Annotated in this window: 21 protein-coding genes; 13 read left to right on the top strand and 8 right to left on the bottom strand. The window is 42.6% G+C overall.

What is annotated here, in order from left to right; genetic code table 11:
• Complete coding sequence (locus BO48_RS08710; RefSeq protein ID WP_496367055.1) at nucleotides 1-1002, top strand: MsnO8 family LLM class oxidoreductase; 1002 nt, start codon at nucleotides 1-3, stop codon at nucleotides 1000-1002.
• Nucleotides 999-2324, top strand: a complete 1326-nt coding sequence (locus BO48_RS08705; protein ID WP_496367054.1) for an LLM class flavin-dependent oxidoreductase — start codon at nucleotides 999-1001, stop codon at nucleotides 2322-2324. Before BO48_RS08710 ends, BO48_RS08705 begins: the two co-directional genes overlap by 4 nt.
• A gap of 46 nt (nucleotides 2325-2370) precedes the next feature.
• Here the strand turns inward: BO48_RS08705 and BO48_RS08700 are convergent, their stop codons facing one another.
• From BO48_RS08700 to BO48_RS08690, 3 genes are all read right to left on the bottom strand, one after another.
• Complete coding sequence (locus BO48_RS08700; RefSeq protein ID WP_496367052.1) at nucleotides 2371-2796, bottom strand: hypothetical protein; 426 nt, start codon at nucleotides 2794-2796, stop codon at nucleotides 2371-2373.
• A gap of 93 nt (nucleotides 2797-2889) precedes the next feature.
• On the bottom strand, nucleotides 2890-3645 hold the full coding sequence (locus BO48_RS08695) for an SDR family NAD(P)-dependent oxidoreductase (RefSeq protein WP_496367134.1): 756 nt from the start codon (nucleotides 3643-3645) through the stop codon (nucleotides 2890-2892).
• A 179-nt stretch (nucleotides 3646-3824) separates the two neighbouring features.
• A complete protein-coding gene (locus BO48_RS08690) occupies nucleotides 3825-5486 on the bottom strand; it encodes a Na/Pi cotransporter family protein (protein ID WP_496367050.1) in 1662 nt (553 codons plus the stop codon).
• Nucleotides 5487-5758: 272 nt separating this feature from the next.
• Here BO48_RS08690 and BO48_RS08685 point away from each other — a divergent pair, with 272 nt between their 5' ends.
• Complete coding sequence (locus BO48_RS08685) at nucleotides 5759-6427, top strand: hypothetical protein (RefSeq protein WP_496367049.1); 669 nt, start codon at nucleotides 5759-5761, stop codon at nucleotides 6425-6427.
• A gap of 49 nt (nucleotides 6428-6476) precedes the next feature.
• Here BO48_RS08685 and BO48_RS08680 read toward each other — a convergent pair whose 3' ends face one another.
• Complete coding sequence (locus BO48_RS08680) at nucleotides 6477-7937, bottom strand: PTS transporter subunit EIIC (protein ID WP_496367048.1); 1461 nt, start codon at nucleotides 7935-7937, stop codon at nucleotides 6477-6479.
• A 132-nt stretch (nucleotides 7938-8069) separates the two neighbouring features.
• A complete protein-coding gene (locus tag BO48_RS08675) occupies nucleotides 8070-9335 on the bottom strand; it encodes an acyl-CoA thioesterase/bile acid-CoA:amino acid N-acyltransferase family protein (RefSeq protein ID WP_496367047.1) in 1266 nt (421 codons plus the stop codon).
• 202 nt (nucleotides 9336-9537) lie between these two features.
• Between BO48_RS08675 and isaB the strand changes: the two genes are divergently transcribed.
• Nucleotides 9538-10113 (top strand): immunodominant staphylococcal antigen IsaB family protein, encoded by a 576-nt coding sequence (gene isaB / locus BO48_RS08670; protein ID WP_496367046.1) that lies wholly within the window; start codon nucleotides 9538-9540, stop codon nucleotides 10111-10113.
• Nucleotides 10114-10299: 186 nt separating this feature from the next.
• A complete protein-coding gene (locus BO48_RS08665) occupies nucleotides 10300-11247 on the top strand; it encodes a glycine betaine ABC transporter substrate-binding protein (RefSeq protein WP_496367045.1) in 948 nt (315 codons plus the stop codon).
• A 46-nt stretch (nucleotides 11248-11293) separates the two neighbouring features.
• Here BO48_RS08665 and BO48_RS08660 read toward each other — a convergent pair whose 3' ends face one another.
• Nucleotides 11294-11884 (bottom strand): TetR/AcrR family transcriptional regulator, encoded by a 591-nt coding sequence (locus tag BO48_RS08660; protein WP_496367044.1) that lies wholly within the window; start codon nucleotides 11882-11884, stop codon nucleotides 11294-11296.
• 201 nt (nucleotides 11885-12085) lie between these two features.
• Between BO48_RS08660 and BO48_RS08655 the strand changes: the two genes are divergently transcribed.
• From BO48_RS08655 to BO48_RS08640, 4 genes are all read left to right on the top strand, one after another.
• Nucleotides 12086-15322 carry an efflux RND transporter permease subunit gene (locus BO48_RS08655; RefSeq protein ID WP_496367043.1) on the top strand — a complete coding sequence of 1079 codons (3237 nt, stop codon included), beginning with the start codon at nucleotides 12086-12088 and terminating at the stop codon, nucleotides 15320-15322.
• Between the two features lie 210 nt (nucleotides 15323-15532).
• Nucleotides 15533-16267: an MBL fold metallo-hydrolase gene (locus BO48_RS08650; RefSeq protein WP_496367042.1), complete on the top strand. Its 735-nt coding sequence runs from the start codon at nucleotides 15533-15535 to the stop codon at nucleotides 16265-16267.
• A gap of 123 nt (nucleotides 16268-16390) precedes the next feature.
• Nucleotides 16391-17530 carry a trans-sulfuration enzyme family protein gene (locus BO48_RS08645; protein ID WP_496367041.1) on the top strand — a complete coding sequence of 380 codons (1140 nt, stop codon included), beginning with the start codon at nucleotides 16391-16393 and terminating at the stop codon, nucleotides 17528-17530.
• A gap of 44 nt (nucleotides 17531-17574) precedes the next feature.
• Nucleotides 17575-18654: an aldo/keto reductase gene (locus BO48_RS08640; protein ID WP_496367040.1), complete on the top strand. Its 1080-nt coding sequence runs from the start codon at nucleotides 17575-17577 to the stop codon at nucleotides 18652-18654.
• A gap of 68 nt (nucleotides 18655-18722) precedes the next feature.
• Here BO48_RS08640 and BO48_RS08635 read toward each other — a convergent pair whose 3' ends face one another.
• A complete protein-coding gene (locus BO48_RS08635; protein ID WP_496367039.1) occupies nucleotides 18723-19316 on the bottom strand; it encodes a class I SAM-dependent methyltransferase in 594 nt (197 codons plus the stop codon).
• 63 nt (nucleotides 19317-19379) lie between these two features.
• Nucleotides 19380-20291 carry a cation diffusion facilitator family transporter gene (locus BO48_RS08630; protein ID WP_496367038.1) on the bottom strand — a complete coding sequence of 304 codons (912 nt, stop codon included), beginning with the start codon at nucleotides 20289-20291 and terminating at the stop codon, nucleotides 19380-19382.
• Between the two features lie 233 nt (nucleotides 20292-20524).
• Here BO48_RS08630 and BO48_RS08625 point away from each other — a divergent pair, with 233 nt between their 5' ends.
• The 4 genes from BO48_RS08625 (at nucleotide 20525) to BO48_RS08610 (ending at nucleotide 24834) form a co-directional block, all read left to right on the top strand.
• The gene (locus BO48_RS08625) at nucleotides 20525-21220 is read left to right on the top strand and encodes a cyclase family protein (protein ID WP_496367037.1); all 696 of its coding nucleotides are present in this window, start codon (nucleotides 20525-20527) and stop codon (nucleotides 21218-21220) included.
• 152 nt (nucleotides 21221-21372) lie between these two features.
• Entirely contained in the window at nucleotides 21373-22383 is a 1011-nt protein-coding gene (locus tag BO48_RS08620) for a TAXI family TRAP transporter solute-binding subunit (RefSeq protein ID WP_496367036.1), read from the top strand.
• A complete protein-coding gene (locus BO48_RS08615) occupies nucleotides 22373-22852 on the top strand; it encodes a DUF1850 domain-containing protein (protein WP_496367035.1) in 480 nt (159 codons plus the stop codon). The genes BO48_RS08620 and BO48_RS08615 overlap by 11 nt, the downstream gene beginning before the upstream one ends.
• A complete protein-coding gene (locus BO48_RS08610) occupies nucleotides 22849-24834 on the top strand; it encodes a TRAP transporter permease (protein ID WP_496367034.1) in 1986 nt (661 codons plus the stop codon). Before BO48_RS08615 ends, BO48_RS08610 begins: the two co-directional genes overlap by 4 nt.
• Nucleotides 24835-24849 lie beyond the last annotated feature (15 nt).

Raw genomic sequence — 24849 nt, 5'->3', positions numbered from 1 at the left:
ATGGAATTCAGTCTTTTAAATCAAAGTCCCATTTTAAAAAATCATACAGTTAAAGAATCACTGCAGAATACTATAAACTTTGCGGTGAAAGCTGAGCGTCTAGGCTACAAAAGGTTTTTCGTTTCTGAACACCACAACTTGAAAACATTGATCGGCACGGCACCTGAAGTGCTCGTCTCGCATCTTGCTGCCCATACTTCCAAGATGCATATCGGGGCAGGCGGCATCATGCTGTCCCATCATAATCCATTTCATGTCGCCGAGCAGTTCCAGCTGATCAACCATCTGGCTGATGGCCGCATCGATCTTGGAATCGGTAAGGCACCCGGCGGTACACCTGATGCAACAAAGGCGCTCCAACATGAACTGAAAGATGATATTGCACCGTTCAATGACCGTTTCGTTCAGTTGAAAAAATACCTTCATGGCAAACATTTAAACGCCGACGAATTGAAAATATCTCCGGATACCGATCATCCGCCTGATCTTTATCTGCTGGGCGGCAGTGTGAGTTCTGCCTTGTTTGCAGCCGAAGAAAACGTCAATTATATGTTTGCCCACTTTATAAACAATGATGTAGAACTGTTAAAAGAAGTCGCGCAGAATTATAAGGAAAATGTAAGAAGAGGCAAGTTCATCGTTGCCTTATCCGTACTGGTCATTGAAGACGAAGAGAGTAAAGAAGCGATGATTAAAGAAAATGAATACTATCAATTGCTGTATAAAGACGGCAGAAAATACAGAGTGATTACAGAGGAACAGGCCGAGACCTTCGTGAAAAATTCAGATGAAGAGATCGAAGTCGCTAAAAAGCAGCCGGACATCATAATGGGCAGCCCGGATGAGGTTCTGGCGCAATTGACTGACCTTAACAAAGATAACTATATTGATGAGTTCATGTTCCATCTGCCAACGACCGACCCGGAAATTCGTGAACATACACTTGAAGCACTGGCACCGGCCAATACGATTCATAATTCAGAGAAAGCAGGGATAGTATGAGCAGTAAAAAAGTACAGTTCGGCGTAATGCTTCATGGCCCGGGCGGGCATATGAACGCATGGCGCAGTGATGATGTACCCTCTGACGCCAGTACGAACTTCGACCACTACCTGAACGTGACTAAAAAGGCGGAGGAGGCAGGATTTTCCTTTGTTTTCGTGGCAGACGGCCTGTATATAAATGAAAAATCCATCCCCCATTTCCTAAGCCGTTTCGAACCGCTCACTATACTTGCGGCGCTCGCACCGATAACGAGCAGAATCGGTCTTGTAGGGACGATTTCAAGCTCTTACAGTGAACCTTTCACTGTAGCCAGGCAGCTCGCCTCCATCGATAAGATCAGCGGCGGACGTGCAGGGTGGAACGTCGTTACATCACCTCTTGAAGGCAGTGCCGACAACTTCAGTAAAGACAAACATCCCGAGCATAGTCTCCGCTATGATATTGCCGAAGAACACCTGCAGGTCGTTCAGGGGCTTTGGGATTCGTGGGAAGACGATGCTTTCGTCCGCGACGCAGAAAATAACCAATACTTCGATAAAGAGAAGATGCATGAGCTCAACTATGAGGGGGAGTACTTCCAGGTTAAAGGGCCGCTCAATATCGACCGGTCAAAACAGGGTCAGCCGATCATCTTTCAGGCAGGTGCCTCCAAAAAGGGCTCCGGTTTTGCTGCAAAGTATGCAGATGCAGTGTTCACAATCGGCGGTACGCTGAAACAGGCGCAGAATGCCTATAAAGATGTGAAGCAAAAGGCTGTTGATGCCGGCAGAAGTACGGACGACATTAAAGTGTTTCCTGTATTATCACCGATTACCGGAGATACAGAAGAAGAGGTTCAGGAGAAATATAAGGAAATACAGAACCTGGTGACGACAGAAGAAGCTCTCGCATATCTCGGAAGATATTTCGATCACCATGATTTTTCACAGTACGACTTGGATGCACCGTTCCCAGAACTCGGGGAGGTCGGTAAAAACAGTTTTCAGTCTACGACGGATGAAATCAAACGAAGAGCGAAAGAAGAAAATCTCACATTGCGTGAAGTTGCCCTCGAAGAGACCACACGTCAAACACCGTTTATGGGTACACCTGAACAAGTGGCAGAGAAAATCATCGAGTGGGTGGACGAACAGGCGGCGGACGGTTTTGTTCTTACACCGCACGTGCTTGGAGAATTATATGATGATTTCTTAAATAAAGTCATTCCGATCCTTGTTGAAAAAGGCTATTACGATACAACTTATGAAAGTGATACTTTGCGCGGAGAGCTCGGATTGAAATTCAAAGAGAACAGATATTCACAAAGAGTGAATGTATGACAATGAAAAAGGGTGAAGCATTTGCTTCACCCTTTTTGTATTCGATTCATGATTTAATATTCAATTCCAACACCAGTTCTCTATCATCAAATTCACTCTTCATCGCCACTATGTCCTCATCGGAAGTGTCGATGACATATTCACCTGACAGGTTGTGCTCATCTTTATAGAACAGCTTGATTCTGTCGATACTGTTGAAGTCATATTCAAGCATGACAATCATACTGTTCATATGGTCGAATTCCGGATAGTTTTCGTATTCCAGCAAGATGTCATTACGTCCCTCCATAAATTTGGCCAGAGACGCCCTGTTGATGATGAGCGCCACTTTATCAGATTCAAGATTCACGCCGCTGAAATGTTTAATATCAAGTGCAATCTTCTTCTCGCCGAGTCCGACAATATCATCGATGAATGACACACCTGTAAATTTCACATTATTAACATCAGATACATCCAATAATTGATTCATTTGCATATCCTCACATCATTTAAATAATATACTGATTGTATCATACAACCTGTAATGGCTCAGCCGGAGTGCTTAAATTGAATGCCTTGTGCCTCAGTCCAATACATCAGGTGTTTCAGGGACAATCTGTCCGCCGTCTACAACCAAGGACTGTGCAGTGATGTACTGTGCTTCTTTTGAGGCGAAGAATGCAACGGCTGCCCCGATGTCCTCCGGCTCACCCAATCTTTTCATAGGCACTGCTTCTGCACCTTTGTCATACAGAACGCCAAGTTCTTTTTTCAATGTTTCTGTACCGATCATTCCCGGCTGTACTGCGTTGACCGTTACACCATACTGTGCATACTCCATTGCAGCATTTCTCATATAACCTAATATACCCGCTTTCGTTGCACCATAAATGGAACCCCCGGGGTAACCGGTAATGTCTCCGGTGATGGATGAAGTGAGAATCAAGCGGCCATATTTTTGCTTTTTCATTGCCTTTAAAACAGGTTTCGCTGTAAAGAAAAGCCCCTTCAGGTTGATGTTCTGAATTTTATCCCAGTCTGCTTCTGTCATATCTTCAATCATCACTTCAGGATAAATTCCCGTGTTCGCCGCCAGAATATCAATTCTTTCATACTTATCAAGAATTTGTTCTGCGACCTGTTCAGCATTGGCCGAATCTGTAACATCCAACTTGAAAAAATCACCATTTATTTCTTCAGCTGTACTTCTTCCAGCTTCCTCATCAATGTCACAGATCATCACTTTGGCGCCTGCTTTGGTCAACGTTTCTGCAATCCCTTTGCCGATACCGTTTGCGCCGCCTGTTACCATTGCGATATTATTTTTCAGATCAAATATTTTGAACATCTCCTTTAACGATTATTGTGAAAATCGAGTGTTATTCTCTTATTATTTGAATACCCTAAGTCTTTAAAATTATTCAAATCGGCAGGTTAGAGAAGGAGAAGAAAAAACATTATCATGGCTGGAATATAAATAAAACACCCTGCAGCTCAAACTGCAGAGTGTTATTATCTTTAATCAAAAATGACTTGATCTTCTTCTGTACCGTCATCTTCTTCAAGACTCAGTTCTATGATGTTTCTTGTGTTATAGCCAATTCTCTCAAGAGTACTGATTAAATCCACATACAAATGACCGCCGTCTGTAGAACAGATTCCTTTGTTCATACGTTTCACGTGCTGTTTTCTAAGTTTCTTCTCGATATTCGTCGCTTTCTGGCTCATCGTTAAAATGTGTTCTATTTCCTGCGGATTGTAGATATCAATCGCATCCACAGCTTTTCTGTATGATTTCCCAACGTGTTTCAGGAAATCTTTCAACCCTTTTTCTGCCGATTCCGACAGTTCAATATCTTTATGATATTTTTTGACATTCAAATCAGTGAAGTAGACAACCTGCTCACTGACTTTATACAGTATCCTGTTGACTTCAAGAAGTGTGGTCTGTCTGATTGCATCATCAGTGGAAATATCATACTTCGATAAGTTCTGTAAGTACTTTCTGATACTCTCATTCAAACCATCTACGACATTTTCTTTTTCCCGGATCTGCTTTTCTATTTTCGGATCATTCGATTCGCTGAAATCTCTGGCATCTTCAAGCATAGTGAGTGTCAATTTCCCAAGCTGCTGGATTTCTTTTTGAGAAGCCTGAAGGGCAAGTGATGAAGACTGCAGCATCAGAGATTCATCAAGATGAACCGGTTTGTAATCTTCCGAGAAATCTTTACCTGGTACAATTTTCGTAACAAGCCATGCAAGAAAACCAATTAGCGGTAAATGAATGATCAAATTTGCCAGGTTGTATGAACCGTGGGCAAAAGCGATGGTCATACGGCCGTTTAACCCCAGAGTGGTTTCAAGATAACCGACAAAAATTGTAAAGAGCGGCAGAATCAACATAAAGATGACTGCACCGATCAAGTTGAACACTACATGGACTGCCGCTGCGCGTTTTGCTGCGATCGTACCTACAAGCCCTGCCAGCAGAGCTGTAATCGTTGTACCGACGTTGTCACCCAGAAGAACAGGCAGCGCCGCATTCAAATCAATCAGATCATTCATGTAGAAATTCTGTAAAATTGCGATTGTCGCACTTGAACTCTGAACGATTATCGTAAGTACTGTACCTACTGCAAAACCGAGCAGTGAATTATCAGATAGTTGAAGCATAAGGTCTGAGAACCATGCGAGGTCAGCAAGCGGTCCAACACCGTCTCCCATTAATTCCAAACCGTAAAATAATGCACCAAAACCAAAAAATACACGGCCGAAGTTATTGACTTTCGGTGACTTGAAGAAAAAGAGCAACACTACACCAAAGGCCAGGATAGGAAGCGCATATGCACCGATATCAAGACCGATGACAAAAGCTGTAACAGTTGTACCGACGTTCGCACCCATAATGACGCCGATTGCCTGCCTTAAAGTCATAAAACCTGCCGAAACGAGACCGATTGTAATTGCCGTAGTTCCGGAACTGCTTTGAATCAATATTGTGATTATAATACCTGCCAAAATACCCAGAAACGGGTTTGTCGTCATGCGGTTAAGTATTTCACGTAACCGGTCTCCTGCTGCTGCCTGCAAACCGTCTCCCATGCTTTTAATACCGTAAAGAAAAATACCGAGTCCACCTAAAAAAGTGAACAGCACTTCCATCGGGCTGAGTTCCATTTAAATACCTCCACTTTGGTACTTGAGAAGCTTTACTCTATATTTACTAATTTAATATAACATTTACAAACTTCACTTCAAATTTATTATATACACTCCATTTATAAAATGCATTAAAATAAATTAATTAACCCTCTAAATTCCATTACTCGAAATATTAGTACTTTGCCTAATAATTAGTTAATTTCAGAGATCAGTTGAATTTAATTTTATATACCTATTTAAAGGTATGTTAAAATACTGGCAATGATATTAAACAGAGGAGAATTTCAATGGACAGTTATAAAAAAACAAAGGCACAATTGCTTGAAGCTGAGGACTATAAAAGTTTTGTCATGCGTTCCCGGCATCTTCCCGGCATGATGGACAAAGAAGCTGACCATTTCGAAGAGATTCAGACAACTTTTAAAGACGAAGGATTTAATCATCTGTCTATCGTCGAACTGTGCCGGACTTTTATTAAAGTGGAATTATTAAAATTATCTTTGATACAAAGTACACACGGTGTTTATATAGAGGCTGACAAACTTCAATATCCGATGGAACAGGAAGTATTGGATAAATTCACCTTGAACAAAAATGAGATTGATTTTTACGAATTGCAGCTGCCTGAGGAAATGGAGAGTGTTAATATTTCAGTCAGAAATAAAATCATCGAATTCACAAAAGGTATGGAGCCATTCCTTCAGCAGATTGAGAAAAATACAGGTGAATTCAACGACACGTTTAAAATCGTTATAAGTATACTCATAAGTGACAACCCCCATATTTTAAGCAAAGTGTACGATTCCACCTACTACGGGACTGTTTTAAATTATATTATTGACAATGCGTTTGAGAAAGCATGGAAAGACGAGCTCACACAGACCCCTTTAGTACCATATTACGCCGCGTTCACACTGGCGCATTATGATAACACATTCAAACAGCATCTGACATGACTAAAAACAGGTGGACCTTCCTAAAGCAGGGTCCGCCTGTTTTTTAATTTTATTCAGATGAATTCACTTTAGCAGGGTTTTTCGGCTTTTCACGTTTCTTTTCCATGACCATTTTATCGTTGTATCCCCAAATATAAGTCAATATAAACGCTGAAAACAAAGTAAAGAACGTGACAAAGACTGCATACCAGAAATTTGCTGTCATACCGTTTTCCGGATCGATGAATGAGGGCAGACCGATAATCGATCCTATAATGCTCCACATATTTATACCGAACAGGCCTGTCAGCAATCCTCCAGCGGCACTGGCAATACTGGCACATATGAATGGTCTCCTGAACCTGAGGTTGATTCCATAGATTGCCGGCTCTGTAATACCGCAAAACGCTGAGAAAGCTCCTGCATATCCAATCTCTTTAATTTCAGTCTTTTTGGATTTTACAGCGACAGCAAGTGCCGCACCGCCCTGTCCCACAATCGTCATGCTGACTATTGCGGACAGGTAACTGTATCCAAGCGTGGCAAAGTCATTGACATAGACCGGGATGATCCCCCAGTGCAGTCCGAACACTACCAGAATTTGATAAAATCCATTGATGACCGCGCCAAAGACCGGTGCATTTACATTCAGCAGAGTTTCAAGCCCGTTCGCAAGACCCGATGACAGGCCGACCAGCACAGGACCTGTAATAATGATTGTGATTGAGGAAACAACTCCAATGACGACCATCGGTATGAAGATCGACTGAATATAGGATGAAACCCAAGTCTTCAGCCAATCCTCAAGTTTTTTAATCATCCAGGCTGCCAGAATCATCGGAAATATCGAATATGTATAGGCGACGAAAGGAAATTCGAACGTTCCGATTGAGAATACACCCGCATCAGCATTTGCCGCTTCCAATATGGAAGGGTGGATGATGACCCCGCCGATGACAGCTGTTAAAAGTGGGTTGCCATTCAGTCTTTTCGCTGCGTTAAAACCGACAAGAATAGGCAGGAAGTAGAACACCGCATCTGTCATAGCACTGATTATCAAATGGACATTGCTTGTTTCTGTAATCAGATCAAAGCTTGTAAGCACTGCTAGAAGACCTTTTATAATGCCCGCAGCAGCCAGAATATTGATTACAGGCATGACTGACGCTGTAATCAGACCGATGAATTTATTAAAATTATTTTTGATACTGCCGTAAAAAGTTGCCTGACCGATTGCACCCAAATCTGATTCCCTGTCTGACCCGTCAGTTTCTGCTTTAGGCAATCTTGCTGACACCTCTTTATAAATATCATCAACAGCGGGACCGACGACCACCTGGTATTGCCCGCTGGCTTCAGCCACACCCATTATTCCGTCCAGTGCCTCCATCTTTACAGTATTTGCCCTGGAAGGATTTTTCAGATAAAAGCGGAGACGGGTCACACAGTGAATCACACTGTCGATATTCTCTTTTCCGCCAACCAGTTCAATAATTTCAGCAGCCAGCGTTGCATAATCTTTCTTTGTCATAGACAGCATCACCTGATTTCCGTATGGTATAAAACTGATTAAAAAGATGGTTTCAGTTTACCATATGCCAGGTGCTTATATGCGTATTGTATATAAACACAGTGAAGTTCATATGATTTAAATTAAAATATCTTAAATATTATTTTGGTCGAGGAATGCAAGTATTTTTGTCAGCGAGTCTTCCGCAGCCTTGGCGTTTTCTTGCTTTGTACCGCCAAAATCTATAATCATGCCATCAAGATCCATAAGAACATTGGCAGGCAGTTGATAGAAATTGTATGGGAAAGAAATAAAATGTCCTGCCTTTTTATATGAAAGATAACAATCATTTTCATTATTTCTTTCCGCTTGAATTTCATTATTGAAATTCTCTGATGGCCATAACTTGTCATCCCCTCCTGAAATTATCAGGAGAGGTGCATCTATTTTATCCAAATTGATTTTATATTCAGATACATTCTTTCTGCTTAAGGATTTTTTCCAAATTTCAAGAAAGTACATCGGGCGTTTCCTTATATAATTTTTAATTGTGGAAAACATGAAGCTGACGGGGAATTTCATTTTCAGATAAGGAAGAGCTTCACCCTTATGTGACCACCCCGGAACAGGTGCAAATATGCCACCTTTCATGCCGGAAGTGACATAATTCGAAGCCGCACCCGCCACAATGGACTGAAAACAATTAAATGTGCTCCCAAGCAGCAATGCAAGCTCTGCGCCTTTGGAGTAGCCGGCCAGATTGACTTTACCGTTGCTATTATCGTGGTTGGATAAATAATCGGCAGCCGTTTTAAAATAAGCAAGATCGATATTTTCCAGATGTTCATTCAACCCTTCATCATTAAAGTAGGATAATGCGAGTACAAGGTAGCCTTTACCCGCAAGAAATGATGCAGCATGGGCTTCATTGCCGCCGTCGGATCCGCTTAAAATCATGACAGCCGGATATTGACCCGGTTCTGTGGGTGCATACAGACTGCCCTTTATAACAGAGTTTTCCAACTCAAGCTCTTCAATCGAATCGTTTTTGAACTGGAGTGTGACAACTTCTGTCGCCTGGATCTTATCGTCGGCAGTCACGTACAGCGTCGCTTCCAGATCTTTGTCTGTTTTCTTAACGAAATAATCGTCTTTATTTCTTTTTTTGCCGATCATCGACCAAAGCAGACCCGCCCCATCAGCCTGTTGATAAGTGCCATTTACAGGAACTGCTGTATTTAAATCTATTTCATAACTTTCATCTGATGTGAAATCGCCGTATGAATGAAAGGTCTTTTGTTCATCGTCATCAACTTCCATCCGGACGGTGACCTGTTGTTCCTGTTCCGAAGTGTATACTTTAATATTCAGTGGCTCGTCAATCATCAGTTTATTTTTTCTGAGCCTGATCTCAGTCATATCCTCACCTGCCGTTTAAAATAAAAATACTGGTTTGTTCAATTGTACTTGTAAATTATGAGATTTTCATTGGGAACAGATTAAATTCAGAAAATAATTGAATTGTTATGACAGTTCACAGTTATTCATTGCACGCCCGCTTCATAATATGTAATACTCTTGTTGAAAATTGAATATAGATTAAATACAGGAGATGTTCCATATGAATAAACACGCACTGTTAAAAGTACTGACTTCAGCAGGTGTGGCAGCTTCCTTAGTCGTTGGTACAGATGCTGTTCACCAGGAAAATGAAACGAATACAGCAGAAGCATCGGAAACTGAATCCCACAACTATAATTATAAAGGTGACACAGGACAAGGGGACGGCAGTTTTGTCCTCGATTCTGATTTTAAAAAAACATTGGAAACAAACGGCAAGTTAAATTTTAACGGATATAATATTGAAGCTTCAGAAAGAGATTACATCGAAAGTTCAGAAGATGGCGGATTAGTTGAGACAAAAGAAGTTTATGACCAGAAAATCACTTTACACGGGGATGCCATCAGTTCCACAAAAGTTGATTTCCCTATAAAGCCGGATGAGCTCCCGGTTGAAGATGTTATAGACGTTTACGGAAATGATTATGAAGTACACGAGGGCCACGACGGCACTTATGACACCTACGTATATCTTTTAGGCGGGCAGGAAAACGACGCCGACAAAAACGAACTTGCATTGAAAGTTGAAGACGGCCATGTGACAAAGGGAATTATCGGATACAATTCATCATACTGATTTTATGCCAGGACCGGGACGTTTGTTCCGGTCTTTTTCATAACAAACCGGATGCCGGTACAAATAGGCTCGGACCGTTCATCAACCCCATACTGAAACAAAAGATGGGCCCTCCCCATGACCTTGACACCAATACCTACTGTGATAAGGTTAATAACGCATATAAATTTCTGTATTTTCAAAATTATGGAGGGATTTCTCATTAAGAAGTTTTTAGGTCTGTTTACAGTGTTTACTTTAGTTTTAGTACTCGCAGCATGCGGCGGAGAAGGCAGTGATGGCAGTGATGGCAGTGATGACAGTTCTGCAGACGCAGAAGGCGATGGAGAAGATGTGAACTACAGTGAAGCAGTCGATTACACCATCTACGGCATTGAACCGGGTGCAGGCATCACTGAACTCGCTCATAACACTTTGGACACTTACGATAATCTTGACGGCTGGACTCTGGAAGAGAGTTCCACAGGCGGTATGATGACAGAACTGAGAGATGCGATTGACAACGAAGAGCCTATATTTATCACTGGCTGGTCACCGCATTATAAATTTGTTGAATTTGATTTGAAATATCTTGATGATCCTGAAGGCGGAATGGGTGAAACAGAAGATGTACATACGATCGCCCGTCTTGGACTCGAGGAAGATAAACCTGAAGCATACCAGATGCTTGACGCTTTCTCCTGGGATCTCGAAGATATGGAACAGGTCATGTATGAAGGAGAAGACAGCTCATACCCTGAAGCCGCAGAAGAATGGGTGGACAATAACCAGAATAAAGTAGACGAGTGGGTGGATGGTATTGAACCAGTGGACGGTGAACCATTCGAACTTGTATCCATGTCCTGGGAATCGGAAGTTGCTTCCGCTCAAGTTGTGCGCACAGTACTGGAAGAACTGGGTTATGAAGTGACTGTCACTGATGTCGACCCTGCAATCGTATTCCAGGCCATCGCAAACGGCGAAGCAGATGCAACCGTTGCGCCGTGGCTGCCTGTAACACAAGGCCATCACTATGAAGAGCATGAAGGAAACTTTGAGGACTTAGGTCCTAACTCTACAGATACGAGAAATGGTATTGTGGTTCCTGAGTATATGGATATCGAATCCATTGAAGAACTCGAGCCGGCTGAATAAAATAATAAAGCACCTCTTACCTTTTTTGGTAAAGAGGTGCTTTATTTTATGCTTTATCATTCAGCATGGATTCCATCATGGATGTGACACCGCTGTTTGAAACCTCTTCCATCAGCTCAGCCAGTGCATATTCATCCATATCTTCATTTTTTTCCATCCATAACTGGAATATGCCGATCAGCGCGGATATCTCGTATTCGATAATATACTCAAACTTCCCGGGTTCTTTAATACCGATTTCGTAAACATAACTCATGATAATCTCTCTTATCTCTTTCTTAAATTCATGAACAAAACTCGGATCACCTTCAGGACCAATCATAACAGCTATCTTTTCGCTATTCTCCTGTATATAAGCGTTCGTTTTCTCAAATGATTCAAATATTTTACCCCCGCTTTTCTCCAGTGACATCAGAGGATCCAATATCATATCTTTTTCTGGTATTAGAGATTTTTTTAGTATATCCTGAATTTGATACACATCAGAGAAATAAGTATAAAATGTGCCGCGGTTGTAGCCCGCTTTATCTGTAATTTCTTTGACTGTTATTTTCATTAGTCGTTTTTCCTTGTATAACTCCCAGAATGCCTCAATCAAGTTTTTTCTTGTCTCTTCTGTCTGACTCATTTTCGACATAATTCCCTCTTTTCAACACTTTGCCAAAGATTGTTTGTTGATAGAATAGCGTAATATCGGTAGTATTTAATATTGTACAACACGGTGTTGGGTTAAAACAAATAAACGATTACAAATAATAAACACATAAAAATAAGGAGCGAAAATAATTTGAAATTATCGGATTTTTCCATAAGACGGCCTAAATTCACAATCGTAATTATGATTATTCTGATGTTACTTGGAGGTGTGTCAGTGACACAACTGCCTCTGCAGCTGATGCCGAACATCCAGCCGCCAATCGCAGCTGTAGCCACAACATACCAGGGCGCTGGTCCTGAAGAAGTTATGGAAGATGTTACTAAGCCCATGGAAACAGAACTGTCTTCGCTGAACGGCTTAACCAATATCCAATCTCAATCACAGGAAAGTTCTTCCATCGTCATTTTGGAATTTGGTTACGACATGTCTATCGAGGATGTTGAAAATGATATAACAAAAGCGATGGACAGTGCTGACTTACCTGAACAGGCAGGTGCGCCGTCTTTTCTTGAATTCGATATATCGATGATGCCAAGTATACAGATGGCTGTATCATCGAGCGGGGAAGAAGTCGTTGAATATCAGGATCAGGTGAATGACCTGATTTCAGAACTTGAAAATATTGAAGGCGTCGCTTCAATCACTCTGAACGGCGATGTCGTCGAAGAGATTCAGGTGAATCTGGACACTGACGCACTTTCAGAATATGGACTCAGTCAATCCGATGTTGCTTCCATAATAGAAGCCAATAATATTTCTATCCCCAACGCTACCATTGTGGATGAAGAGGCGGGCGAATCCATTTCCACCCGCACCATCAGTGCCATCGACGGTGTCGAACAACTCAGGGAGCTTGTCATTACTGACCTGCCTGACGGAGGGACATTGGCACTGAGCGATATCGCAGACGTTTCAATCGAAAGTGAGGATGACAATTCCATTACGCGTCTGAATCAGGAAGATGCGCTTTCCATTGATGTCATGCTCGCTTCCGACGCGAATGCTTCAAATGTCAATAAGGAATTTAATGAAGTTTTAGATGAAAAGCTGGATGAAGATGAATTCAGCAACCTGAACGTGGAAACTTTATATGATGAAGGTGAATTCATCGATATCTCCATCAACAGTGTTTACACCGCCCTGATTCTGGGTGCAGTGCTCGCGATGGTCATACTCTTTGCGTTTCTTAGAAACCTGAAGGCGCCTTTAATTATAGGTCTCGCCATACCGTTCTCTGTCATTACCACATTCGCACTGCTTTTCTTTACGGATATCAGTATAAACTTAATGACACTCGGGGGACTGACGCTCGGTATCGGTCTCCTGGTCGATAACTCGGTCGTTGTGATTGAGAATATATACAGACATCTGTCCATGGGCAAAGATCCCAAACGCGCAGCAAGTGAAGGAGCCAGGGAAGTCGCTTCTGCAATCATTGCGGCGACACTGACTACAGGTGCTGTATTTCTTCCTGTAGTATTTGTCAGCGGTCTGGTCGGCCAGCTGTTCACACCACTGGCAATCACAGTCGTGTTCAGTTTATTCGCTTCACTATTCATTGCTTTGACTGTTGTTCCGATGCTTGCGAGTCGCATACTCAAAGCGCCTAAGGAAAATCTTGAAGCACTCAGAAGTGAACGGCCATACATGAAAGTCTTGAGAAAATTCTCCCGCTGGACTTTGAACCACCGGGTCATTGTACTGATCATCACTGCACTGTTAATGTTTGCCGGTATATTCGGCATATATGTACAAGGGCTGACATTGATGCCTGAAAGTGACGAAGGTGCATTCACAATTGAAATTGAAAAAGAAGAAGGCACAATTTATCAGGACACTTTAGAAACTGTTGAAAGTATCGAAGCAGAACTGGAAGATCATTCTGAAGTGGATATTTATTTAAGTAATATCGGGTCCACTCAACCCATGATGATGTCCGAAACAAATAACCAGGCTAACGTTACAGCAACTCTCGTCAGTCCGGATGAACGCAGTGTCACAACAAACGATTTCATCAGCAGTATTGAAGATGATATAGAAGCTCTTGATGAATCCGCGGATATTAATGTGATACCGATGTCCCAGTCAGGTATGAGTGCTGAACCGAATACGATGACCTTCAATATTTCTGATGACAATTCGGAGAGACTGAAAGAATCAGAGGCAATCATCATCGATGAATTAGAAGCAGACAGTGACATCGAAGATGTAACCTCCACACGTGAAGATATGGTCGAAGAGCTGCAGGTCGTTGTCGACAGAGAAGCTGCAAGAGAAAACGGTCTTCAGCCGGCACAGATCGGTTCTGCGCTTTACGAAGCGTCAAACGGCATCCAGGCGACAACGGTCGAAAGCGAAGAGGACTTCCTTTCCATCTCTGTCAAATACCCTTCTGAGTATCTGGACAGCATTGAAAACTTCGAAAGCATTGAAATTCCAAATGCTGAAGGTGAATATATCGCAATCAGCGAAGTCGCAGATCTCGAAGAAGCTGAGATGCTCCCGTTAATTACAAGAGACGACATGGAAGAGACCAGTGAAATTACTGTCACTTACAATTCAAACATGTCTTTAAATCAGGCAGGGGCACACGTTGAGGATATTATTTCCGGTGCGGACTATAGTGATGAAACTTCCTATACAATAGGCGGAGATCTGGAAATGCTGTCGGATGCACTGCCGCAGATGGTACTCGCTCTAATTTTAGGAATAGTATTCATATACCTTGTAATGGTGGCGCAGTTCGAATCATTTAAACATCCATTCATCGTCATTATTGCGATGCCGCTCAGTATCATAGGTGTCATGGCTGCATTACTTCTTACGAATAGTCCACTGAGCGTCGTTTCATTCGTGGGTATTATTATGCTGCTCGGTATCGTCGTCAATAACTCCATACTCATTGTGGATTATACCAATCAGCAAAAAGCAAAAGGCATTCCGACACTGGAAGCATTGGAAATCAGTGTACAGCACCGTTTCCGACCAATTCTCATTACTGCCCTCACTACGGCCCTCGGTATGCTGCCACTTGCCATGGGTATCGGGGAAGGCGGAGATATGATCGCACCGATGGGTACGGTAGTCATCGGCGGGCTTACAAGCAGTACCATCTTCACACTGTTCGTCATACCGATTTTCTACAGCTATATAGATAAAGAAACACGCAATATGCATAAAAAATATATGACACCTGAGGGTCAGGTCATTACGCAAAAAGAAATTGATGCGAACCAACGTGAAAAAGCACAGGAAATGACTCAATCGGATGATGATCAGAATTACGATTATCACCACCCTGATGAAGAAAAAGCACCTGAAATTGAAGAGTACGGCAATACCGAATCAAAAGAAGACTACATCAATGAAATGCAGAGATTGATAGACAAAATGAAAAATGACAAATCTGATCAATAAAATATATTATCCAAATTCAGCTCCTGAGAAATTATTTCTCAGGAGTTTTTTATGGATTCATTTTAATCCCCTTGCGATTAACGTAAGGGCAACAACTATACTAAAAATTAAACAGCAGAGATTTTGAAATTTAGATATACAGGTGAATTTTTTGCTTGGTCATGGGGCACAACGGGTATATATAATAAAACGGGACTGGGAGATGAGGCCATGAAAATTACTATTGTCGGGCTGTGGAACAGTTTCCCTAAAACTAATGAAGCCACTTCAGGTTACCTTTTGGAGAAGGACGGGGTTACAATACTCATTGACGCGGGAAGCGGCATTGCGGCACACGTACAGGATTACATCAACATTCATGATATCCATCACATTATACTGACGCACTATCACCATGACCATGCTGCAGATTTGGAAGCATTCATGCTGGCACGGAGACTCGCCGGAAGATTTAATCACCGTAACCAGCATCTGAACCTGTATGGTCCGGAAAGCGGTGGACCGGTCAGACTGATGAAACGGGCAAAGTACAGCAAGTTTCATATGATTAAAAAGAACAGTAAATTTGAGATCGGCCCGTTCAAATTTGATTTCCACCGCAATACGCATCCAGGAGAAACTTATGCAGTCAGGGCAGTGGATGATTCTGGTTCAACACTCGTATACACCTCGGACTCAAGTTACAATACCGGGCTGATCCGGTTTGCTTTTGGGGCCGATCTGCTGCTTGCCGACTGCAGTTTTTATGAAGGCTTTGATGCACGGTCAGAAGGTCATATGAATGCAGGGGAAGCAGGTTTACTTGCTGCGAAAGCCGATGCCGGGCTGACGATTTTAACAAACCTGCCTCACCGGGGTGCACTGGATGTATTACTCGATAGTGCAAAACACCATGGAAATGAAAATATACAACTCGCTGAAGCCGGAATGGTAATCAATATTTAGGGAAAACATAGTATTTCCGTTAAATAAAAAGGCCTTCTTCAGGCTTTTTTATTTTGAATTTAGTGATTAGTCTGTCAATAACCTATATAATGTTGATATATTATGAAAAAAAGAGGGATATATATGCGTTTTGAAACAAAAGCTGTCCATGCCGGACGCGAAATCGATCCGACGACAGGAGCTGTAACTACACCGATTCACCTTTCAACTACATATGAGCGCTCGGCTGATGGTTCTTATACAGATGGATTCATGTACAGCAGAGGAGATAATCCAAACCGTCGTTCGCTTGAAGAATGTCTGACCTCGCTTGAGAATGGCTGTGACTGTGTGACTTATGCCTCTGGTATGGCGGCAATATCATCGGTCATCGAGGCGCTGCCTGAGGAAAAACCTAAAAGAATCGTCATGGCGGACGATATGTACTTTGGTGTCCGCACTATGCTGATGGAGACGGATATCGGCAGAAGATACGATATCGTCACAGTGGACATGACAGACCTTGATATGGTGAAAAGCACTATTGAAAGTGCGCCGACAGGATTGGTCTGGATGGAGACACCTTCAAATCCTCAAATTAAAATCATTGATATTAAAGCTGTTGCCGACATGGCAAAGCAGGCCGGGGCATATTCAGTGATCGACAATACTGCTGCAACACCGGTGCTTCAGCAGCCGCTCTCACTCGGTGTCGATTTCTCACTGCATTCGGTGACAAAATATATCGGCGGCCACAGTGACCTTCTGCTCGGCGCTGTAATTGCCGGAGAAGATAATGACATGCTGAAAAATCTAAGAACTTGGCAGCATGCCAAAGGTGCTGTGCCGTCTTCCTTTGACAGCTGGCTTGCACTTCGCGGTGTCCAGTCACTGTCAGCCAGAGTGATGATGCAGTGCACCAGCGCCAAAATCATTGCTGACTTCCTGGAAGCTCACGAGAAGGTTGAAGCTGTTTATTATCCCGGTCTGAAAAGCCACGCCGGACATGAAATTGCAAAAAAACAGATGAACGATTTCGGCGGCCTGCTGTCCTTTAAAGTCAAAGGCAGCGAGAAGGATGCACTGAAAATCGCCAACACGGTCAAAATCATTACACAGGCAACGAGTCTCGGGGGCACACATACTTACATCGAACACCGCGCTTCCGTTGAAAAAGAACTGACGATGGCGCCGGATAATCTGCTGCGCCTGTCCATCGGCCTTGAAAGTTCTGAAGATTTAAAAGAAGACCTTGCACAGGCGCTCTCCACTATTCCGGTTTAATCATTTATTTCCCGGGGAATTTATAAGTAATGGAGGGATTTATGATGAACTACACATTACTTGGCAGCTCAGGATTGAACATTTCCAAATATGCGCTCGGAACCATTCCGTTCAGCAGCACTAAAGGATTTGAACCTGCAGCTGATATGGATCAGGACACGGCAGATCATATGGTGGATTATGCACTGGATAATGGCATCAACCATTTTGATACCGCGAATCTTTATGCAAAAGGCGATGCAGAAAAAGTGCTGGGCGGAGCAATCAGAAGCAAGCGCACAGAGATGACGATTGCGAGCAAAACAGGTTTCAGGATGTCTGATAATCCGAATGATGTCGGAGCGACCCGAATCAATATCGAAGCTTCCGTCGATGAATCATTACAGAGACTCGGGACGGACTACCTTGATTTATATTATGTGCATACATGGGACGGCCAAGTATCTGTTGAAGAAACCGTCCATGCAATGAACGATCTCATCAAGAGGGGTAAAATCCGCTACTGGGGTGTGTCGAATTACAGCGGGTGGCAGCTGGCAAAAACTCATACGTATGCTGTGGAGAATAATCTCGCACCGCCGGTTGCTCACCAGATTTATTACACCCCGGAATCACGTGAAGCAGAGTACGAACTGCTGCCGGCAGGGCAGGAGCTCGGCATCGGCAATACGATCTGGTCCCCGCTTGGTGAAGGGCTGCTTACAGGAAAAATTTCCAGAAACAAAAAAGCCGAACCCGGCACCCGCCAGGGTGAAGGCTGGCCGGAACCCTATATCAAAGATAAAGAAATGTTTTATGATCTCGTTGACATGCTGAAAGATATCGCATCGAAGCATAACGCCACCGTCACGCAGATCGTTCTTGCATGGGTACGGGACAGGCCGAACGTTGATTCAGTCATTATCGGTGCACGCAATAATGAACAATGGTATGAAGATGTCGCATCTTATAACCTTCAGCTCACCGATCAGGATATTGCACAGATCAATGACCTCACTGCCCCGGAGGCACTATACCCATTCTGGCACCGGGCGATGAATTCAAGGGAAAGAGCGTCCGATGCGGAAAAAGTGTATTTGGAATCTTATAATAAACTGATGGAATCAAAAGATCAGGAAATATAATAAAAAACCACTTCCATAATCTGAAAGAATGTTTGTGGAAGTGATTTTTTATTACATATTTACTTTTTTTAAATTTTACCCTGAATAACGGCACTTTTACCATTGTGCATCTTTCCTTCACGCCTTTCCGTGATGACTTCTCCCAATTTGATAATATCGACTGAAAAGTTTTCAAGATAACTTTCAATTTCATCAATACTGAAAAGCATGTCGATGCTTGGCGGTCCGCCGGTTTTGAATTCCAACTGCTGTTTTGAATACAGTTCAAAAACAATCATACCGCCAGACTTTACACTGTTGATCATATTGGAAAACATCGTTTCTTTGCCTTCTTTTGGCACATGCCCAAAAACACAGACAGCAGCATCGTAAAAATTGGACGGGAGGGCTTCTTTAACGGTAATATCCTGCAGATTGGCAGTCACATCAACGCCTTTTGAAGCAGCGAGCCGCTTCGTTTTTTCGATGCCTTCTTTGGAATAATCATAAGTGGTAATTTCATGCCCGAGATCTGCCAGATATACAGCATTTCTGCCTTCACCTTCAGCAAGCAGTGCAATATCCAGGTTTCCCTTTTCATTAAAAACAGAGCGGATCCATTCATTGGGCTCGATACCATAAATGTAATCTTCACTCTTAAATTTTTCATCCCAGTGATTCATTTAATAGTCGTCCTCCTTTAAGGCCGATGATAATAGACCTCAATGAAGCGGGTTTCTTTTCTGTTAAATTTCGCTCTTATTCTCAAGATTATACGGGTTGACGTGCACATTGACATCTCTTACTATATCGTGCTCTTTGATGAGTTTCTGTTTCACATCCCGTGCGATTCTGTGACCTTCTTCCACTGTGATGTTCGCATCTACCGAAATTTTAATATCCACGATGACATACGAACCGTGTGAACGGGCACTGAGGCTGTCTATCTTTACAACTTTTTCCACAGCTTTTACTGTCATCATCATGTCCCTTGTCTCATCTTCGTTCAACACGACTTCAAGTGTCATACTCACAGCTTCCCTGGCCAATTGAAAACCCATGTACATGATGATGATTGCAATGACGGCACCCGCAATTGGATCGAAGTAAATGAGGTAGGGGATATCAAAACGGGAACCTATTATAGTCAGACCGACACCGAACAGTGCAACCGCAGATGATATTGCATCCGTACGATGATGCCAGGCATCGGCGATCAATGCAGGACTGCTGATTTTCCTGCCGAGACGATACTTATACTGGAATAGCACTTCTTTGATGACAAGCGAGAAAATAATGATGTAAAGCACCATCATGGATGTCACTTCATTGGCCGTTTCAGTCCAGATTGAAGAGATTGAGTTATACATGATTTCAAAACCGACAACGACCAGCAGAATCGCCACTATTAGTGTAGCAACATTCTCAGATTTCCCGTGACCGTATGGATGCTCCCTGTCAGGCGGCTTTTGTGCAGCTCTGATACCGATAAAGACAGCCACCGAACTGATGACATCCGAGGCCGAATGAACAGCATCCGCAATAAGTGCACGGCTGTTTCCCATTATTCCGCCAATTCCTTTTATAATCGCCAGGATAATGTTGACGACTATGCCTATGATTGTGGCCCTTTGTGCCTGCCTGTATCTGTTAGTCATTTATATAACTTCCTTTACGGATAGTATTATCTATTCATATCCCAGTATACATTCTCTTCTGCCGAAATAAAATTTAATTTTTACTGTTGGAACGGCTTTCATTACATATGTTATCATATTGTAACATCACAATTTTCAGAAAATAAACTGACTCATCGCTGCTTTATCTTCAACAATCCACGTATACAGTCATCAGTGTTTTAATACTATTAAAAGAAACGAGGGAATCAATGATGACAGAAAAGTATGTTGACCTGGGCTATCCGATTTATGAGGGCAGTCCGGTTTTTCCGGGTCTCCCCGAAGTAAAAGTCGAATTGAGAGAAAATAAGGAAGAAGGCGACCATTGGAACGGCAGTGTACTGACAACATATTTACATGCCGGTACGCATGTAGATGCGCCTTTTCATCACTTCAGTGATGAAAGTGTCGGCATTGACAGTATACCTGCAGAAAATTTCGTATATGACAATCCTTTAATTATTGATGTGCCCGCTCAAAAAGAAAACGAACTGATCACAATAGAACAGTTGAAAGAATACGGTGAACACCTCCACGAAGCGGATATACTGATATTTAACACACATGCTTATAAGAAAAGAAACAGTGACTTTGAAAGTTATTCCAACGGCTTTTCTACAGTCAGCCCCGAAGCTGCTGAATATATCAGAGAGCACCTGCCAAAGGTGAAAGCCGTAGCCATCGATACACTGAGCATCGAAAATATCCCCATTGGAAAGACCAATAACTTCAGAACTCATAAAGCATTTTTGGACCCTGCAGGGCCGAATCAAACGATACTGATTTATGAAGATGTAAACCTCGAACCGGTCGTTAATAAAACAATCAAAAAAATTTACTGTACACCGCTAAGAATCGTCGGAAGAGACGCGAGCATATGTAACCCGGTTGCGATTATAGAAGAATAGCTTTTATCCATAAACCATATTTCGTAATAAAATTATGGAGTATGGTTTTTATTTCAAATATGATAATAGTTTGTCAATTCTGACAGATAGCGTTTTCATTTGGTGAAGGCTCTGCTATAATTTTACTTAATAAGATAAAGGGGGATAAATTTATGAAATTTAGCAAGTACTTAAGTGTCATTCTCGCTGCAAGTCTTTTCTTATCTGCCTGCGGGGATGATGGCGGAGATTCCGAAACGGCAGAGGAAGGCACTGAAGAAACAGACGGATCCACAGAAAACGGAGACAATGGTTCAGCAGAACTTGAAACTAACATTGTCACAATTGCGACAGGCGGTTCCTCAGGACCGTACAATATCATTGCCACTACTTTAGCGGACGGTTACAGTAATGAATTTGGAGTGAACTCCAGGACAGAGACAACAGGTGCGTCTGCTGAAAACCTGAATCTTATGAATCAGGAAAGTGTTGAAATGTCATTTGTTATGAGTGATGCGCTTGTTCAGGCTATCAATGGTGAAGAATCATTCGACGAGCCGATTGAGAATGTGCAGCAGGTTGCTGCACTTTACCCGAACTTCGTACAACTTATCACTTCTGAAAGCGCTGGAATTGACAGTGTGGAAGACCTTGCAGGAAAAAGAGTTGCGGTCGGTGACCAAAATTCAGGTGTAGAGATTGCGACAAGATCTGTACTTGATGCACATGATATGTCATATGACGACCTGGATGTCGATTATTTGGGTTACGCTGAGGCAGCTGAAGCCATCAGAGGCGGCCAGCTGGATGCCGCATTTCTGACAAGTGGTCTGCCAAACGCTTCTGTTATGGAACTGGAAAACTCTATTGATTTAAAAGTGGTTTCCATCGATCCTGAAGTAGTAGAAGGGATGGAGGAAGATTACTTCGAATCCATGGAGATTCCGGCAGATACTTATGGTAATGAAGAGGCTGTACCTACAGTAGCCATTATGAATGCTTTAGTAGTAAGGGAAGACATCAGTGAAGACGACGTCTATAACTTGACCAAATATTTATTCGAAAATCTGGACTCACTCGAGAATTCACATCAGGCAGCTGCTGATATCAGTATTGAAAACTCAGTGGAGAGCATGGTAATAGATGTACATCCAGGCGCACAACGATTCTACGATGAGCAGTAAAATAAGATGGATTTTATCCGGGAGCATTGTTATAGTGCTCCTCTTATTTTTAATTTGGCCGAAGTCTTCACTTGTTATTGAAGCTGAAGGCTATGAGCCTGTTTATTTGGAAGCTGAAACATTTGAATTGCACTGGATTCACTCGATTGAACATGAAGAATGGTATGAGGTATATGAAGTTCGTGATAATAATCTGCTTCTGACAGAAACCTATTTTAAAACTTTTGGTGCCGGCGTTCCTTCATACTCTGAAGAACCACCTGAAATCACAGATGACGGCTACGTTAAATTCACGGTTAACGACACCTATCCCAATCTTTATATGAATGTTTCAGAAAATGTAAAGACTAAAATCATTCAGAATGATCAAGAGCATTTACTTTATGAGATGTTTGATTCAAACATCTCCGTTAAAGTCAGTATCGAAAACCGGCCTTTATTTTTGCAATTAACAGGGGGGTTAATATGACAAAAGAACCAACAGTCGCACCGGATACACAAGAAGTCCTCGAGAAATATGATAAGGATTCAACTACCAGACAGTTTGACAGTAAAACTATTTTTTGGATTGTCACTCTTGTCGCTGTACTGTACTCATTATTCCATTTATATATGGTGTTCAATCCCATGCCGGCGCTTCAGCAGCGTTCAATTCACGTTGCAGTCGGTCTCACACTTGTTTACATGCTCTTTCCCATGTTTAAAAAGCAGAACCGGACAAAGTTGCCTATCCTGGACTGGATATTAGCTGCACTGAGTCTTTACACTGCAATCTATATTTTTACAGAGTATCAGGCAATTATGACAGAACGCGGCGGTATTCCTAATAATATGGATATTGCAATGGCCATACTGACTGTAGTGTTGATACTTGAAGCGGCGAGAAGAGTGACCGGTCTCATCCTGCCAATCCTTGCTCTTGTATTTTTAGCTTATCCTTTTATCAGTCATATGGAGTTCCTTCCAAATATGATGCTGACAAGACCCTACAGTACAGGGGACATATTCGGCCAATTATATTTGAGTACTGAAGGACTATATTCCACGGCGATTGCCGCTTCAGTAAACTTCATATTCCTGTTCATACTTTTTGGGGCTTTTCTTCAAAAGTCAGGAATGGGACAGTTTTTCAATGATCTCGCGATGGCACTTGCAGGCGCAAATAAAGGCGGCCCGGCAAAAGTTGCGGTTGTATCCAGCGGTTTTATGGGGAGTATCAATGGTGCGGCAGTGGCGAACGTTGTAAGTACCGGTGCGTTTACAATCCCTCTAATGAAAAAAGTTGGCTATAATAAAAATTTTGCAGGAGCAGTCGAGGCCAGCGCCTCGGTCGGCGGGCAGATTTTACCTCCGATTATGGGTGCCAGTGCTTTTATCATGGCCGAGACCACTGGAATTAACTATGGGGTTATCGCACTCGCAGCAGTCTTACCTGCAATATTGTATTACTTCGCAGTAATTCTGCAAGTCCATTATCGTGCTGGAAAGCGTGATCTGAAGGGGATACCTAAAGCTGATTTGCCAAGAGTCAAGGAAGTATTGCTTGAAAGGGGTCATTTGCTCATCCCTATCATCGGTCTGATTGTCATGTTATTCATGAATATGCCAATACCAAGAGCCGCGATCTTCACAATATTCCTTACAATAATTGTAGCAACGCTTCGAAAAACAACCCGTATGTCTTTCAGAGATATCTTTGATGCTATGGCAGACGGTGCACAGCAGGCATTATCCGTAATGATCGCTTGTGCTGTGGTTGGTGTTATCATAGGTGTCGTTTCACTTACAGGATTTGGTGCAGTACTGACATCTGCAATTGCAAGTATCGGTGCAGGCTCACTCTTCCTGACACTATTCTTTACGATGATCGCTTCAATGGTGCTAGGGATGGGCCTGCCTTCGATTCCTGCGTATATCATTACAGCCACTATGGCAGCACCTGCTTTGGCAGAATTTGGAGTGCCGGTACTGCTTGCGCATATGTTCGTCTTTTACTTTGGCATCTTTGCAAACGTCACACCTCCTGTTGCACTTGCAGCCTTTGCCGGCGCAGGGGTCTCAGGTGGCGATCCGATGAGAACCGGGTTCCAGGCATTGAAATTGTCCATAGCCGGTTTCCTTATCCCATTCATATTCATATATGAACCGGCACTTCTTATGGTCGATATTGAAGGGTTGGCAGCAAACGCACGTGAATATCCGCTCGCAAGCGTGTTCGATATCATCATAGTCGTAATAACCACTGTCATAGGATTGACGGCGTTATCTGCAGGACTTGAAGGGTTCTTTAAAACCCATCTGGGAGTAATCTCCAGGTTCGTCCTTATCGCTGCAGCGGTACTTTCCGTAGCACCGGAAACCTTTACAGATATCTCCGGAATTATAATTATAGCAGTCGTTTTGGGATTTAATTATTTCAAATGGAAAAATAAAGAACTGCCCGCAACATAATAAATTATAGCCAGC

The organism is Lacicoccus kunmingensis DSM 17847 (assembly GCF_059568765.1).
This window is presented reverse-complemented; position numbering and strand designations above follow the sequence as displayed.

Excerpts from the sequence above, each read along its gene's own strand:
- BO48_RS08710 (WP_496367055.1), top strand. The coding sequence starts at position 1 with ATGGAATTCAGTCTTTTAAATCAAAGTCCCATTTTAAAAAATCATACA.
- BO48_RS08705 (WP_496367054.1), top strand. The coding sequence starts at position 999 with ATGAGCAGTAAAAAAGTACAGTTCGGCGTAATGCTTCATGGCCCGGGC.
- BO48_RS08700 (WP_496367052.1), bottom strand. The coding sequence starts at position 2,796 with ATGAATCAATTATTGGATGTATCTGATGTTAATAATGTGAAATTTACA.
- BO48_RS08690 (WP_496367050.1), bottom strand. The coding sequence starts at position 5,486 with ATGGAACTCAGCCCGATGGAAGTGCTGTTCACTTTTTTAGGTGGACTC.
- BO48_RS08685 (WP_496367049.1), top strand. The coding sequence starts at position 5,759 with ATGGACAGTTATAAAAAAACAAAGGCACAATTGCTTGAAGCTGAGGAC.
- BO48_RS08680 (WP_496367048.1), bottom strand. The coding sequence starts at position 7,937 with ATGACAAAGAAAGATTATGCAACGCTGGCTGCTGAAATTATTGAACTG.
- BO48_RS08675 (WP_496367047.1), bottom strand. The coding sequence starts at position 9,335 with ATGACTGAGATCAGGCTCAGAAAAAATAAACTGATGATTGACGAGCCA.
- isaB (WP_496367046.1), top strand. The coding sequence starts at position 9,538 with ATGAATAAACACGCACTGTTAAAAGTACTGACTTCAGCAGGTGTGGCA.
- BO48_RS08665 (WP_496367045.1), top strand. The coding sequence starts at position 10,300 with ATGGAGGGATTTCTCATTAAGAAGTTTTTAGGTCTGTTTACAGTGTTT.
- BO48_RS08660 (WP_496367044.1), bottom strand. The coding sequence starts at position 11,884 with ATGTCGAAAATGAGTCAGACAGAAGAGACAAGAAAAAACTTGATTGAG.
- BO48_RS08655 (WP_496367043.1), top strand. The coding sequence starts at position 12,086 with ATGATTATTCTGATGTTACTTGGAGGTGTGTCAGTGACACAACTGCCT.
- BO48_RS08650 (WP_496367042.1), top strand. The coding sequence starts at position 15,533 with ATGAAAATTACTATTGTCGGGCTGTGGAACAGTTTCCCTAAAACTAAT.
- BO48_RS08645 (WP_496367041.1), top strand. The coding sequence starts at position 16,391 with ATGCGTTTTGAAACAAAAGCTGTCCATGCCGGACGCGAAATCGATCCG.
- BO48_RS08640 (WP_496367040.1), top strand. The coding sequence starts at position 17,575 with ATGAACTACACATTACTTGGCAGCTCAGGATTGAACATTTCCAAATAT.
- BO48_RS08635 (WP_496367039.1), bottom strand. The coding sequence starts at position 19,316 with ATGAATCACTGGGATGAAAAATTTAAGAGTGAAGATTACATTTATGGT.
- BO48_RS08630 (WP_496367038.1), bottom strand. The coding sequence starts at position 20,291 with ATGACTAACAGATACAGGCAGGCACAAAGGGCCACAATCATAGGCATA.
- BO48_RS08625 (WP_496367037.1), top strand. The coding sequence starts at position 20,525 with ATGACAGAAAAGTATGTTGACCTGGGCTATCCGATTTATGAGGGCAGT.
- BO48_RS08620 (WP_496367036.1), top strand. The coding sequence starts at position 21,373 with ATGAAATTTAGCAAGTACTTAAGTGTCATTCTCGCTGCAAGTCTTTTC.
- BO48_RS08615 (WP_496367035.1), top strand. The coding sequence starts at position 22,373 with ATGAGCAGTAAAATAAGATGGATTTTATCCGGGAGCATTGTTATAGTG.
- BO48_RS08610 (WP_496367034.1), top strand. The coding sequence starts at position 22,849 with ATGACAAAAGAACCAACAGTCGCACCGGATACACAAGAAGTCCTCGAG.